9 protein-coding genes are annotated in these 13,867 nt (G+C 70.5%); 3 read left to right on the top strand and 6 right to left on the bottom strand.

The window, feature by feature from the left end:
- Positions 1-306: 306 nt before the first annotated feature.
- The 6 genes from ABZS58_RS32910 to ABZS58_RS32885 all read right to left on the bottom strand — a co-directional run bounded on the left by ABZS58_RS32910 (position 307) and on the right by ABZS58_RS32885 (position 11,176).
- Positions 307-501 (bottom strand): hypothetical protein, encoded by a 195-nt coding sequence (locus ABZS58_RS32910; RefSeq protein ID WP_354787138.1) that lies wholly within the window; start codon positions 499-501, stop codon positions 307-309.
- Positions 502-783: 282 nt separating this feature from the next.
- The gene (locus ABZS58_RS32905) at positions 784-1,065 is read right to left on the bottom strand and encodes a hypothetical protein (RefSeq protein WP_354787137.1); all 282 of its coding nucleotides are present in this window, start codon (positions 1,063-1,065) and stop codon (positions 784-786) included.
- A 105-nt stretch (positions 1,066-1,170) separates the two neighbouring features.
- The gene (locus ABZS58_RS32900) at positions 1,171-4,008 is read right to left on the bottom strand and encodes an RHS repeat-associated core domain-containing protein (protein ID WP_354787146.1); all 2,838 of its coding nucleotides are present in this window, start codon (positions 4,006-4,008) and stop codon (positions 1,171-1,173) included.
- 193 nt (positions 4,009-4,201) lie between these two features.
- Positions 4,202-7,657, bottom strand: coding sequence for a hypothetical protein (locus ABZS58_RS32895; RefSeq protein WP_354787136.1), 3,456 nt, complete (start codon positions 7,655-7,657; stop codon positions 4,202-4,204).
- A gap of 53 nt (positions 7,658-7,710) precedes the next feature.
- Entirely contained in the window at positions 7,711-10,179 is a 2,469-nt protein-coding gene (locus tag ABZS58_RS32890) for a LamG-like jellyroll fold domain-containing protein (RefSeq protein WP_354787135.1), read from the bottom strand.
- A gap of 58 nt (positions 10,180-10,237) precedes the next feature.
- Positions 10,238-11,176 carry a hypothetical protein gene (locus ABZS58_RS32885; protein ID WP_354787134.1) on the bottom strand — a complete coding sequence of 313 codons (939 nt, stop codon included), beginning with the start codon at positions 11,174-11,176 and terminating at the stop codon, positions 10,238-10,240.
- Between the two features lie 188 nt (positions 11,177-11,364).
- Between ABZS58_RS32885 and ABZS58_RS32880 the strand changes: the two genes are divergently transcribed.
- From ABZS58_RS32880 to ABZS58_RS32870, 3 genes are all read left to right on the top strand, one after another.
- Positions 11,365-12,033: a DUF998 domain-containing protein gene (locus tag ABZS58_RS32880; protein ID WP_354787133.1), complete on the top strand. Its 669-nt coding sequence runs from the start codon at positions 11,365-11,367 to the stop codon at positions 12,031-12,033.
- Positions 12,034-12,321: 288 nt separating this feature from the next.
- Positions 12,322-12,666, top strand: coding sequence for a YciI family protein (locus tag ABZS58_RS32875; protein ID WP_354787132.1), 345 nt, complete (start codon positions 12,322-12,324; stop codon positions 12,664-12,666).
- Between the two features lie 12 nt (positions 12,667-12,678).
- A complete protein-coding gene (locus ABZS58_RS32870) occupies positions 12,679-13,860 on the top strand; it encodes a DUF6596 domain-containing protein (protein WP_354787145.1) in 1,182 nt (393 codons plus the stop codon).
- Positions 13,861-13,867: the final 7 nt, after the last annotated feature.

The following is a 13,867-nucleotide window of genomic DNA, read 5'->3' as shown; positions in this document are numbered from 1 at the left end:
GCATTCTCCACCCGCACCACGGCGTTGTCCCGCTCAAGCTCACCGACCCGGGCCTCCAACCGGGCAAGCCGCTCCAGCAGCTGCTCGATCGACGACATCCCAGACACCCGACCATGATCCAGACATCAATCGACCCAAGTCAAACCGACCCGCCGACCAGCACCTGACCAGTCACACCGAATCTTGCCCCAGCCGACGGCGTGGTCGCGCGAGCCTCGCCAGCCGGGTCGGCAGCTCACGCCGACGAGCCACGTCTGCCGGACCGAGACCTCCGCCGCGGTGCGAAGGCCTCCGGAAACGGCGTGGTCAGCTCATGAATCCCCGGCTCATGTAGTCGAACGCTTCAAGCAGATCGATGTACTCACATTTTCCGGTCCGCAGGTCCACCCGAATCGGCGGATTCCCCGCCAACTCCGCGTCCTGATCCCCATGATCGACCAGCGCGACCGAGTTCCACGGAACGAGCAGAAACCCATTCTCCGGGAATGCAGAGTCCTCCATAATCCTCACATCGGGGTACTGCCGCCTCCGACTTTCCTCAACGAGGAAGCAGGAGGCGCCGCAATTCCGGCGGTTTTGCCAGCATCTTCTACCGCGCGGCACTCCAGGTTGCGAATGGCTCCGCATCCGCAAGCGCCGGCCACACCAATTCAAGGGACTCAGCGAACTCTGCGGCCACGGATCTCAACATGAACATGACCTCGGAATAACCGAGTTCCTCCATGTCGAGGTGCTGGGCGGTTCACGCTGTTCCGGCCGATCGAGGACAGCACCACTGACCGGTCAGCCCATGCGCCCCCGGCGCATATAGGTGAACAGGTCGTCGTCATCAACGTAGTCGCACGCTCCCGTCGTCAGATCGACGCGGATCGGTGAGTTTCCTGCCAGCGCCGCCAGTTCGATCCCGTGGTCGACAAGGTCCGCCGAGTTCCAGGAGACGATCAGCGCGCCACCGTCCACGAATGCCGTGTCGGGCATCACCTTGACACGCAGCTCCGGCCATTGCCGGCTTTCCTCGGCCAGGAACGCCGCAGCCGCTTCGATCGCGGCGGATCTGTCCATCATGTTCCGTCCTCAACATCGAACAGCACGGTCCGGTGCGGCCGTCGCCGCCATCCGGTGGGTGGGTGGCGGCGACGGCCGAGGTCACGCCTGGGCGAGCGGTTGGAGTTATCCCATATCTTTCGTCCGCATCAGCGAATAGTGGGTCCACAGGTCCAGGTGATCGGCCCATCCACGCTGAAAGTCGTAGAACTCGACGACGCCACGCCGGTTCACCACGTTGAAGAAGTGGCCCTTGCCGCCGAATCCACCACCGTCCGCCGGCCAGCCCCCGATGATTCCCTTGGCACCGGGACCCCATGACCGTACCTCAGCCAGCGCGGCGTCCAAGCTCCCAAATTCCAAGAACTTGCGACCGCCACCCATGTACTCCTCCATCACACTCCGGCTCATGGGGTGGGCGGCGCCGGGCGCGGACATCGGCGTCCCGCCGAGCGTGGCGTCAGCTGCCTTCGACACGGGGCCGCAGTTCCTCATGCCGCCCTCCGGGTTGACCGCTTTGACCATCCCGGGCCTGTACGGGGTCCGGTAGCCCGCTCCCCCGCTTCCCTGCTGCGACGGATTGCCACCCGGAGCCTTGCCGGGGCCACCGCCGGTGGCTGTGGACTGCGCGCTCGGGGTGTTGGCCTCGGTGGTCGGATTGGCTTCGCCGCGTTTGGCGTTGACGTGTTCGTTGGTCTTCGGCGTGGGTTTGCCGCCGCCGCCCGGAGGCCCGCCGCCGGGGTTGCGCGACGGGCTGCCGCCCAGTCCCGCGGCCAAATCCTCGAGTCCGTTGGCGATGGCGTCGGTGGCCTTGCCGAACACCTTCTGGCCCATGTTGCGGACGAGGCCCGCCGCCCAGGACAGGAAGCTGGCCGCGAGTTCCGCACCCATGCCCATGGCGGCGCCCATGAAGATGCTCATGATGAAGTCGACGCCGTTGAATTTCACTTGGCCCGCGATGACCTGGGCCAGGTACACGGCGGCGCCCGAGACCGCACCGCAGATGGCTGTCTGGAAGGGCAGCAGGAACTGGGCGTAGCTGACCATTCCGGCGACGCAGGACGCGTATGCCAGGCCACCGATGGCAGCCAGCGCCGCGGCGTTCAGGAACTCCATGACAATATTCATGATGCTGGACTTCAGGCCGCTGGGGTCGGACCTGTTGACCGGGTTGTTCTCCGAATAGGCGTAGCCGTGCAGTTGTTGCGGGTCGCCCAGGTCGAGGACCGGGTCGACGCTGATGAAGCGGCCGATCGTCGGGTCGTACTCGCGGGCGCCGAGGTGGACCAGACCGGTCGGGTCGTTGTCGCCGCCGACGAATCCCTTCTCGCTCGGCCAGGGTGTCGGCACGGTGCCGCGGGAGCCGCCGAACGGGGTCTGCCGGCGGATCTTCGCCTGGTTCGTGCCGGCGGTGATCGTGATGTTGCAGGTGCCCTGCTGGTCGGCGGCGGTCCAGTTCAGGCCCGTGCGGGTGCGGACCGCGATCGTGCCGGCGGCGTGACTGTAGAAGCGGGTGCCGCTGGAGGTGGCGGTCGCCTTGTCGTAGCGGACCTCGGTGGCGCCGAGATAGAGCGTGGCACCCTTGGCGTCGCGGCGCAGCAGCCGGTTGCCGTCGGCGTCGTAGAGGAACGTCGTGCTGGAGCCGCCCTCGGTGACCGACGCGAGGTGACCTTCCCGGTCCCAGGCAAGGGTCTGCGTGGCGCCGGCGGTGGTGCCCGGCCGGGTGAGGGTGTTGCCGACCTTGTCGTAGGTGTACTGGGCGGTGCGGGTGCCGGTGTTGTCCGTGGTCGTCGTCGACGTCAGGGCGTGCGCGTGGGGCTGGCCCACGCCGGCGACCGTGTAGTCGACCTTGACGTCGCCCGTGGCGGTGGCGTGCTCGGTGGACGTCGTACGGCTGCCGCTGCGGTCGTACGTGAAGCTGCTCCAGTAGGCCGCCGGGCCACCCAGCGCCGACGCGTTCGGGTTGGCGGCGCAGTCGTTGGACGACGGGGTCCACGCCTCGGCGATCCGGCCGAGCGTGTCCTGCCGGTAGCACTGGGTGTCGACCATGCCGCCGGTCGGCGCGTCGGAGGTCTTGATGATGTTGCCGCTGTCGTCGTACGAGTACGTCACCTTCGACAGTTCGTTCGGGGTGACCGCGGTCCGGGAGACCAGGTTCTGCTGGAGGCGGCCGGTGTCGACCTCGTAGGTGTTGCTGAGGTAGACGGAACCACCGGTGCCGGTGCTGAGCTTCGTCTGGAGCAGCTGCCCGTACTCGGAGAACGTCGTGGCGTCCACGAGGGTGCTGTTGACGCCGTTGTACCGGGTCCGCAGCTTCGTCGGCGCGCCGGTGTTCTGGTCGTAGTCGTAGGTCAGGGTCTCCGCCGCGAGCCCGTTGACGATCGGCAGGGTGACCGTGGCGGGCGAGCCGTCCATCTTGTAGGTGGCGCCGGTGGTGTACGAGTTGCCGAGGCCCGTCTCCGTGGCCGGGATGGTCACGGTCGTGCCGGTCGGCAGGTAGCCGTCGGTGTAGCCGTTGACCGCAACGGTGTAGGTGGCGTTGTTGTCGTACCGCGTCGAGGAGGTCAGCTGGCCTTTGGCGAGGGTGTCGAAGGTCCATGAGGCCAGCAGCGGCCCGGTGAGGGAGTCCGCGTGCCGCTCCACGACGCGACCCAGGTCGTCGTACTTGAGCGCCAGGATCTGGTCGCGGGCGTCCTTGACCGTGGCGACCTGGTTGTCGGCGTTGTAGGTCCGCTTCGTGATGCCGGTGTCCGGGTCCGAGGACTCGATGGCCCGGCCTCGGACGTCGTACGTGCTGGTCCACTGGTTCCCAGCCGGGTCGGTGACGCTCGCCAGGAGGCCCTGGCGGTTGTACGCGTAGGTGGTCTTCTCGGGCGTGCCGGTCAGCGTGCGCCCGGGCCACTGCCACAGCTCGGTGGTGCGGCCCTTGATGTCGGTGACGACGGTGCTCGCGGCGCTGCCCACCGGCGGGATCGTGGAGACCCGGTCACCGCCGTAGACCCGGGTGGTCCGCCACCGCTCCGTTCCACCGGGCTGGAAGACCGCGGCGGTCGGGCGGCCGGCGCCGTCGTACACCTGCCGGGTCTGCTTGAGCACCAGCGCGGCGTTGGCCGGGTTGTACAGCTCGCCGGGGGTGACCGTGGTGCTGTAGTACCCGTCATAGCTGACCGACGCCCGGCCGGCGGAGTCGTAGAACTGGTTGGTCAGGATGTAGCCGGTGCCGATCGGCGACGGCGTCTGGCTCTGCCGCTCCCGCAGCAGCGAGTCGTAGAGCTGGTAGGAGGTGACGTAGTTGCCGGCCGGGTTCAGCGACCGGGTGGTCACGGACGTCGCGCCGTTCTGGCGGATGTCGTAGGAGAACGTCGCGGTCGCCCGGTCGACGACGCCGGGAGACCAGACCTCGACGCTGCGGCCGAGGGCGTCGTACTTGACGGTGGTCCGCTTGCCGTTGAGGTCGACCGCCGCGGCGACCTCGCCCCACGCCGGTTCGGGCTCGACGCTGGCCTCCTGCTCCAGCGGGTTCTTCGTGACGATCTTCGTGACCGGTCCGCCGTTGGTGGACTGGTACTCGGTCGTGGTGCGCCGCCCGAGGCCGTCGAACGTCTCGGACACCCGGCCGTGGTCGTCGAGCGTCCACCGGCGGGTGGTCGCGTACGTCGAGGCGCCGGCCGCCCAGGTGTCGAGGACCTCTTCGGTGGTGACGCCGCCCTTGGTGGGCGCGACACCCCAGGGCTGCTTGTCGAACGACGATCTGGTGTCGCTCATGACGTCGGCGGCCGTGGCCGGCGCCGTGGAGCACGGCAGGGCGTAGGTCTCGGTGCGGGACACGGTGCCCAGCAGCCACACGGGTGGTGTTCCGCGCGTAGGTGAACTTCGTGCAGGTCGTGTCGTTGTTCCTGGTCGCGTCGCCCAGGTTCTCGATGCTGGTCGGCAGGCCGTAGTCGCCGTAGGTGGTGTTGGTGGTGCTGCGCGCGAACCACGGGTTGCGGTCCAGCGCGATCCGCGTGTCCACCCGGCTGACCCCCACATAGCGGGCGTCGACCGTGGTGCTGCCGATCGTCCGCGATGCGGTCGGCGCGGACTGCCACGCCGTGTTCAGCGTCGCGCCGACGACCGACATGTCGGCGGTGTTGTAGTAGAGGTTCTCCCGCAGCATGCCGGCGAATGCCTCGGCGTCGTCGACCGGGTCGGCGCCCTCCGACGACTGCAGCTGCACCTGCCGGCGGGTGCCGTTGGACAGGCGGTCCTCGTCCATGCCGCGGTAGAACTGCGACTCCTGCAACGTCTGCTCGCCGGGTTTGCCGGTGCGCACCTGGACGCGTTCGTAGCCGCGCCACTGCGACCAGGTCTTGCGGTTGGACGGGATCAGTCCGTCGTCGTCGTCGGCGTGCCACGCGGGATCGCCGAGGTAGTCGTAGGTGTGGATCACGTCGTCGCCGGGGCCGCCGGTGGTGTCGTGTTCGACGACGGCTTTCACGACGTACTTGTGGAAGTAGTCGACCCGGTTCGGCTGGCCGGGGAACGAGCCGCGCACCGGGAAGCACCGCAGGGTGTTGCTGTCCGGTGCGGTCGGCACCCGGGTGCCGGCGACGCAGTCCTTGTCGTGGTAGTCGATGATGATCTCGCCGCCGGACTCGCCGCGGATCTTGTTGACCCGCCACCAGTTCATGAGCGGCAGGTTGTCGCTGGTGGAGTCGACCCGGTTCGCCATCTGGACGCCGTAGAACACGACCTCGGGCAGCGTGATCTCGGTGGGACCGGCCAGGCCGGTGTGGGTGAGGCCGGCGAGCCACAGCCCCGCGCGGGTGGTGTCGGCCGGGTCGGGGTAGTAGTGCCGCAGCGTCCAGCGGTCGACGCCGCGGTAGCCGGTGCCGTTCCACACCCGGGTCGTGACCGTCGCCAGCCGCTTCGTCGACCAGAACGTGGGGGTGCCGACGTAGCAGGGGCTACTGGTGCAGTCCAGGTCCCATGGGGTGTCGGACCAGTTCGTGCCGTGGCTGCCGCAGTTGGTCTCGCACCGGTCGGCCGGGGTCAGCTCGACCTGGAACGGCACCGTGGAGAACTCGCTGGCGGTGCGGGTGCCGTAGTCGACGCGGCGCAGGAAACTCGACCGCGTGTAGGTGCCGAGCGTCGTCGCGCTGTTGTGCATCGCGTACTTGCCGGCTTCCACGTCGTACCAGAACGACATGGTGTTGCCGTAGGTGTCCTGGACGTAGTCGAGGTTCCACCGGTACGCCTGGGTGCAGCTCGACGTGTTGAAGCTGCTGGTGTGGCACGGCTCGTTCGGGTCGTTGCCGAAGACCGGCACGGTCTGCACCGACTGCGTCTCGCCGCGGCCGGCGGTCCAGCCGGGCAACCGGTTGAGGCCGAAGTGGTACATGGTGCCGTCCGGCGTGGTGACCAGCCAGTACTCGCCGTTGCGGGCGCCGTTCGTGGCGCCGGGCAGCCGCTGGACACGGGTGCCGTCGTCGTTGCGCAGGTGCCAGTAGCCGTCCGTGCTGTTGTAGATCAGCTCGCCGGCATGACCGGCCATCGACAGCGCCGCGTTGTCGGTCTCCCAGCACAGGTCGCCCGACTTCGTGGTGTTGTTGGCGCCGGCTGACATGTCGTCGGCGCACGACTTGTACCGGCGCTCGATGAATCCGCTCGAGGCGAGGGTGAAACCTTCCCCGACGATGGACGGCTGGTTGTTGCTGGCGTCCGTGCGCCCGTCGACGCTCTGCGACGAGTAGGCAAGGCCCAGGTTCGGGGTCGGTCCGCCGATGCCCGGTGGGACCCGCAGCGGATAGTTCCAGTTGAAGTCGCCGGAGGAGCCACCAGCCTGCCACGTCGCCGACGCCTGCAGCGGGGTCGCGCCGAAGTCGCCGGCGGCGCCGCTCGGGCCGCTGGTCAGGGCGAGGAGCGCCGCACCGCCCGACGCTCCGGCCGACAGCGCCGACGCCGTCGTCGCGGGCACGTCGACCTGGCCGGTGACGGTGCCCTGCCTGGTGTCGTTGACGGAGCTGACCGGCGTCGCCTGGCATTGCGGCAGGTCCGGGGTCTGCAGCGCGCACTCGGGCAGCCGCACCAGGCGCAACCGGTTGACCCAGTCGGCGCCGTGGGCGTTACGGAACCCTGAGTAGTCGACGGTGACGCCGACGCTGCGGGCGGCGCCGGGCCGCTGTGGGGTCAGCCTGACCAGGACGCCGTCGCGCCCGGCCTTCGTGGTGGCATCCCGGTCGAGCACCGCGACGGCGTATGCGCCCCCGCCGGTGTCACCGGCCGCCGGCCGCAGCGTCACCGGCAGTGTGCCGGCCCGCTGGGCGGATCCGGCCGCGAGCCGCTCCTGGGCGGACGCCGTCCGGACGCCGCCGGCCGCGGCGAACTCGACCGCGGCCGACCCGGCCGCCGGCCACACCGCCGCCGGCCTGACCCGTTTCGCCGCTTCGGCGACGGGGTCGGTGCGGGCCGGCTCGGCCTTGACCTTGGTCACCGGCACCGGCGTCACCTTCTGCACCGCCGGTGGCTGGTACTCCTTCGCGGGTGCGGCGAACGCGGGCGTGCCCACCATGGACACGACCAGCGCGACAGCGACGGTGTGGACGGTCAGCGCGAAGCGCCGGGTGACGGCCATCGATGGTCTCCGGATCGCAGCGGGGGAGTCGGAAGGGACGCGCTCGGACCGGCTCACAGCAGCACGACCGCGGCCGCCGGAAGGGCGCCCGGGTAAAGGGCGACCTCGTCGATGGACCCGGCGAACGGCTCCGCCGCCGCGCCGCCACGCACCACCCGGCCGACCGAGACCGGCCCATCGGCGAAGAACGGTGTGGCCGGTGCCGCCACCGTCGTGACCTGGGTGCCGTCGACGTAGAGCGCCATGGTGCGGGTGCTGGCGTTGTGCACCGCCACCAGGTGTGTCCAGGTGTTCAGCGCGGCCGGGGTCGGCGCGCAGGCGTCGGTGCGGGTGGTGGCGCCGGGTGTGGCGAGCATGCCGAAGGTCCAGCCGTGGCAGGTTCCGTCGTACAGCAGCTGGAAGGCGGGCTGTCCGGCACTGGTGCTCTGGCTGAGCACGGTCCGGGAGCCGCCCGCGGCGTCGGTGAGCTTCACCCAGGCCGACAGTGTGTAGGACTGCTCGGTGCGCAGCACCGGTCCGGTGGTGACGCCGTAGGCGCCGGTCCCGGTGAAGACGGCCGCCGCGTTCGGGGTGCCGTCGCGGTTCGGCCCGTACGTGAGCGACGCCGACTGCTGCAACGGGGCCCGTCCGACGATGTCGTCGCCGTTGCCGTCGAACTCCCAGCCGGAGGCCGGGACCCCGCCGGGCGGCCCGATCAGGCTCGCCACCTCGTCAGGGAAGATCGCGCGGTTCCACACCTGCACGTCCGACAGCTGTCCGACGAGCTTCTCCTGCTGGTCGAACATACCGAAGGCGGAGTAGCCGAGGGTCAGTGATCCGGTCGCGTCGGCAGTCATACCGGTGACCGCGACCGTCGCCCGTGCGATGCCGTCGACGTACAGGGTGATCGTCTGCGCGCCCGAGTCGTAGACGCCGGCCAGGTGGGTCCACACGCCGGTCGGGGCGGGCACCTGCGCGCAGGCCAGCGAGATCGCGCCAGCGGCGTTGATGTAGCGGAACGCCCAGCCGCCGCAGGTGTCGGCCTCGTACATCAGGTGGAACGACTTCGACGGGAGGGGCTCACCGCGGACCCGCTGCGGACCGGGGCCCGCGCCGGCAACGACCGAGCTCCTGGATCCCCCGAGATTCACCCAGGCGGCGACGGAGAAGGTGCTGTTGCTGGCGAACGGCCTCGGCACGACGGCGCCGACACGTTCGGTGGGCAGGCCGTTGGGGATCAACGTAGCCGTCCAGCCGTTGATCATTGGGCCGGGCACACCGGTCGTCGCCCGCACGATGGAGCCATGCCGCTCGTAACCGGAGTAGTCGTAGAGCGTCGTGGCACCCGCCGGGTCGTCCAGGCGCCATTGCCCGAGGGCCATCGCGGGATCGTCGACCTTGAACGTGTACTCCAGCGGTGTCTGTACGTTCGACACGTTGCCGGCGGCGTCCAACGCCCAGACCCGGAGCAGGTTCTCTCCGCCCTTGGACGGTGTCGCGTGGATCGTCGCGGCGCGGGTGACCGGGTCTGCGGTCACGGTCCGGGTGCCGTCCGCCGGAAGCCCGGTGGTCGGGGTCAGCGCGTAGGCGTACTTCTGCACGTCGCCCGGGTTCGTCGTGGGTGGCGTGACCGTGAAGGTGCCGGTGACGCCGCGGCCGCCGTGGAACTGGCCGTCGGACGGATATGTCGTGGACGTCACCGCCGCCGGCGTACCAGGCGGGGTGCCGTCAACGAGATATTCACAGATCGCGCTCTGCGGGCCGCTCACGCCGGTGCCGTTGCCGTCCGTGGTCTGTGCCCAGATCCGGTACCGCCCATCGGACTGTGTCCAGGTCACGGTCGCCGCGGCCGTGCCGCTGGACGGCACGTTCTGGACGATGAGGTCAGGGGCCATGCTCGCCCACCCGAGCTGCGGGCTCACGTACCTCTGCTGCTTGAACGTCACGGACAGGAGCGAGTCGGCGTCGACGTCGACCGCCCTGACCCGGAACGTCGGGGTCGCGCGGACGGTGGGCACCGTGCCGGGTGCGCAGGCCAGACCCGGCTCCTGCGCGGTGCTGGCCACCACGAACTGGTCAGGCGCCGAGGGGAACGAGTTGTACTCGACGGTCAGCTTCGGATCGAGCTGGTATCGCCGCCACGCGTAGGGGTCGGTCTCACCCGTCTCGCGCAGGCCGAGGGTCGTCGCCGACGAGCCTGTGTTGATCGCCGACTGCACCGCAGCCGCCGCGTCCCACTCGACCCGGCCCGGCGCGCAGGCGCCGCTGCCGTTGTAGCGACGGGTCTGGCTGTTCGAGGCGAGCTTGGCATTCCACTGCAGCCCGCTGCTCGCGGAGTTCCACGTCATCCCGCTACTGATCGGGCTGGTCCACCACAGCTCCGCGGCACCGGCGGTGCCACCGCACGCCTTGCCCGACCAGGACTGGGTGATGGAGAACGACGCCGACTTCAGCTGCTTGCCGATCAGCCCGCTGGTGTCCATCTCGAACACGGACCGGGCGGTCGTGACGCCGGAGAAGTTCTGGTAGCCGACCCGGACCACGCCGGAGTCCGCCTCGTCGGCGTCGCAGTTGACGCAGGTCCGGTCCCAGTAGGACGTGTCACCGAACTGCTTCCACAGCAGGACCCAGTGATTGCGACCGCCGGGCCAGGTCGGGTCGACGTAGACCGGGTAGACGGTGTCGGGGGCCGGTGAACAGCGACGCGTCCGGCACCACCGCCAGCTCGCCGGGGGTGATCTCGGTGCGCATGGGCCGCTGTTTCGCCGGCAGCGCCTCGGCCGGATCGGCGACCCCGTCCGCCGTCGCCGCGCGACGCGCGCCGGCCTTGACGCCCGAGTCCCACATCGTCGGCGTCGACCCGCCGAACACGACCGCGCCTGAGCCGTCGACGGCCGACACCGCGCCGGTTGTGGAGTCGGTGCGGATGCTCAGGCCCTTCGTCCGGGTCTTGAACGCGAGCCGCTTGAGCGCCGGGTGCTTCGCCGCCACTTGGTCCTTCACGACCAAGACCTCGGAGAACCCCTCGACGTCCGCGGTGAGGCGGAGATCCACGCCGGGCAGGACGTCGGGATACGTGGCGCGCGGGCCGTCGAGGACCGGCACCGGGAGCGTGGCGGTCCAGTCGAGGACGAGTTCCTTGTCGCCTTTGCCGATCCGTGCCACCGGTCCGGTGCCCCCGCCGGAGAACACGACCGGAAGCGCGGCCGCGACCGGGCTGACCGTCCCGTCGGTGTTGCGGCGCAGCGTCGCATCGGCCGTGACCCAGCGGCCGTCCGCGCCGCGGGCCCGCTCGGCCTTGAGTGAGATCTCCGCCGTCATCGTCCCCGACGGGTTCGCGAAGACGAGCGCGGTCTCGGACCGCTCGGCGAGCACCTCCACCCGGCGCTGGCACCGCTTCGCCGTCGCCCGCGCCGTTGCCGCGTCCTGTGCCGTCTCCGTGCACGGCACCGCCGCCGACGCGGGCGCAGCGGGCAGCACCGCCACCGTGCCTGCCGCCATCGCAGCGATCAGCATCGTGCCCAGCCAGTGTTGTCGCATGACCCGCCCCGTCAGTCGTGGAACCGCCGGAACGGATCTTCACGGACGTCGATCTTATATCGCTCTTCGCGCGCTACTCCGCGGCTATCGCTGTCGCTGTGTGACTGGCGTCACAATTGGGTCGTGTCGGATCCGGGCCGGGCCGTTCGAGAGGTCGGTGAAGACGCCAACGAGGAAGGACTTCAGTCATGACCACGACCGCCGCCGCTGTTCCGGCGCACATCCGCGCCAACCGGGTCACCAAGTCGCTGCTCGGGTACGGGGTGCTCGCCGGGCCGTTCTACGTGACCGTCAGCCTCGCGCAGGCGTTGACGCGGGACGGGTTCGACCTGACGCGGCACGCCTGGAGCCTCCTCGCCAACGGGGAACTCGGCTGGATCCAGATCACGAACTTCGTCCTGACGGGGCTGATGGTGGTCGCGGCGGCCGTCGGGCTGCACCGGGCGCTGCCGGGCACCCCCTGGGCGGCCAGGCTCGTCGGGGTCTACGGGGCGAGCCTCGTCGCGGCCGGGATGCTGCGGGCCGACCCGGCGATGGGATTCCCCGCCGGTACCCCTGAAGGACCGGGAACGGTGAGCCGGCACGGCATCGGGCACCTCGCCGCCGGGGGGATCGGGTTCCTGTGCGTGATCGTCGCGTGCTTCGTCGTCGCCCGGCGGTTCGGGCGTGAGGGGCGCAAGGGCTGGGCCGTGTACTCGCGGATCTCGGGTGTGCTGTTCCTGGCCGGGTTCGCCGGCATCGCCTCCGGCAACAGCGCGCCCGCCCTGACGCTCGGCTTCGTCGCCGCCGTCATCGTCATCTGGGCCTGGCTGGCCGCCGTCTCCGTCACCCTCTACCGGGCGCTGCCCGGCAGGTAGGCCCCGGTGGCGGCGGTGCTCGTGGGTGTCGCCACGCAGGACGTGACCGGTGACGTCCGGCGGTAGACTGCGGCCGTGGGGCACCGGACGTGCCGATGAGCGTCGGGCGTCTCGAAGGCGACCGTGTCCCGCGTGCCCAGCGGCGTGAGATCCGCAGGTGACGCCGCCGGCGCGCCTGGTCATCCGCGGCGCGACCGGTCCCCCGGAAGATTCCTGAGCCCCGCTGTCCATACGGGCGGTCCCCGTTCGTGGTCATGGCGTACGACGACCCTCGAAGGAGCCCGGACCATGAAGTACATGCTGCTCATCAACGCCGCCGCGGACGACGCCGAGCCGTGCCCGGACATGTTCGAGGACTGGCAGACCTACGACAAAGAGGTCAAGGCGGCCGGGATCTTCGTCACCGGGGAGTCCCTCGCCGACCTGGTGACCGCCACGACCGTGCGGGTCGACAACGCGGGCGAGCGGACCGTGACCGACGGCCCGTACGCGGAGACCCGGGAGGTGCTCGGCGGCTTCCTCGTCATCGACGTGCCGGACCTCGACGTCGCGCTCGACTGGGCGGCCCGCTGCCCCGGCTCGCGCGGCGGCGGCTCCGTCGTGGTCCGGCCGATCGCCGACTTCGGCAACTGACCCGTGCGGGAGATCGAGGCCGTGTTCCGCGAGGAGCACGGCCGCCTCCTCGCCGCGCTGGTGCGCCGCTTCGGCGACCTGGACCTCGCCGAGGAGGTCGCGTCGGAGGCGGTCGAGGCGGCCCTGGCCCGCTGGCCCGTCGAAGGCGTGCCGCCCAACCCCGGCGGCTGGCTGATGACGACCGCCCGCCGCCGGGCCGTCGACCGGTTGCGCCGGGACCAGGTGTACGCGGCGAAGCTCGCCCTCCTGCAGGTCGACGCCGTCGGTGGCTCGCCTTCCGGCGGCGGGGAACTGCCCGACGAGCGGCTGGAGCTGTTCTTCACCTGCGCCCACCCCGCCCTCGCCGCCGAGGACCGAGGCGCGCTGACGCTGCGGTGTCTCGCCGGGCTGAGCACCCCTGAGGTCGCGCGGGCGTATCTCGTACCGACGGCGACCATGGCGAAACGCATCGTGCGGGCCAAACAGAAGATCCGCGACGCCAGAATCCCCTTCCGGGTGCCCACCCCGGACGAGCTCCCCTCCCGCCTCCCCGGCGTCCTGCAGGTCCTCAACTCGATCTTCACCGAGGGCTACGCCGCGCAGCGCGACGACCTGGCGGCCGAGGCGATCCGCCTGACCCGGATCCTGCGCACCCTGCTGCCCGCCCAGCGCGAGGTCACCGGCCTGCTCGCGCTCATGCTCCTGATCCACGCCCGCCGCGACGCCCGCCGCGGCGGTCTCATGCTCGACGAGCAGGACCGCACCCTGTGGGACGCCCCGATGATCGCCGAGGGCCTCACCCTGGTGCGGGCCGCTCTGACCGGCGGCGCTGGCCCGTTCGCCGTCCAGGCCGCGATCGCCGCTCTGCACGACGAGGCCGCCGATGTGCCTACGACGGACTGGCCGCAGGTGGTCGCCCTCTACGACGTCCTGCTCGCCCTCACCCCGTCGCCGGTCGTCGCCCTGAACCGCGCCGCGGCGGTGGCGATGCGCGATGGACCCGCGGTGGGCCTGGCCCTGCTCGACGAACTCGCCACCGAACCCCGGCTGCGCGGCTACCACCCGCTGCCGGCCGCCCGCGCCGACCTGCTCGCCCGCCTCGGCCGCACCACCGAGGCCGCCGACTCCTACCGCGAGGCGATCGCCCTCGCCGGCACCGACCCCGAACGCGCCATCCTCACCCGCCGCCTGGAGGGTCTCCGCACCGAAAGTTGACCCGGGC

Source organism: Dactylosporangium sp. NPDC005555, from assembly GCF_040605635.1.
In the GTDB taxonomy this organism is placed as follows: domain Bacteria; phylum Actinomycetota; class Actinomycetes; order Mycobacteriales; family Micromonosporaceae; genus Dactylosporangium.
Note: the sequence above shows the minus strand (reverse complement) of the source record. Positions and strands in the feature narration are given on the sequence as shown.

Excerpts from the sequence above, each read along its gene's own strand:
- ABZS58_RS32880 (WP_354787133.1), top strand. The coding sequence starts at position 11,365 with ATGACCACGACCGCCGCCGCTGTTCCGGCGCACATCCGCGCCAACCGG.
- ABZS58_RS32875 (WP_354787132.1), top strand. The coding sequence starts at position 12,322 with ATGAAGTACATGCTGCTCATCAACGCCGCCGCGGACGACGCCGAGCCG.
- ABZS58_RS32885 (WP_354787134.1), bottom strand. The coding sequence starts at position 11,176 with ATGCGACAACACTGGCTGGGCACGATGCTGATCGCTGCGATGGCGGCA.
- ABZS58_RS32905 (WP_354787137.1), bottom strand. The coding sequence starts at position 1,065 with ATGATGGACAGATCCGCCGCGATCGAAGCGGCTGCGGCGTTCCTGGCC.
- ABZS58_RS32895 (WP_354787136.1), bottom strand. The coding sequence starts at position 7,657 with ATGGCCGTCACCCGGCGCTTCGCGCTGACCGTCCACACCGTCGCTGTC.
- ABZS58_RS32910 (WP_354787138.1), bottom strand. The coding sequence starts at position 501 with ATGGAGGACTCTGCATTCCCGGAGAATGGGTTTCTGCTCGTTCCGTGG.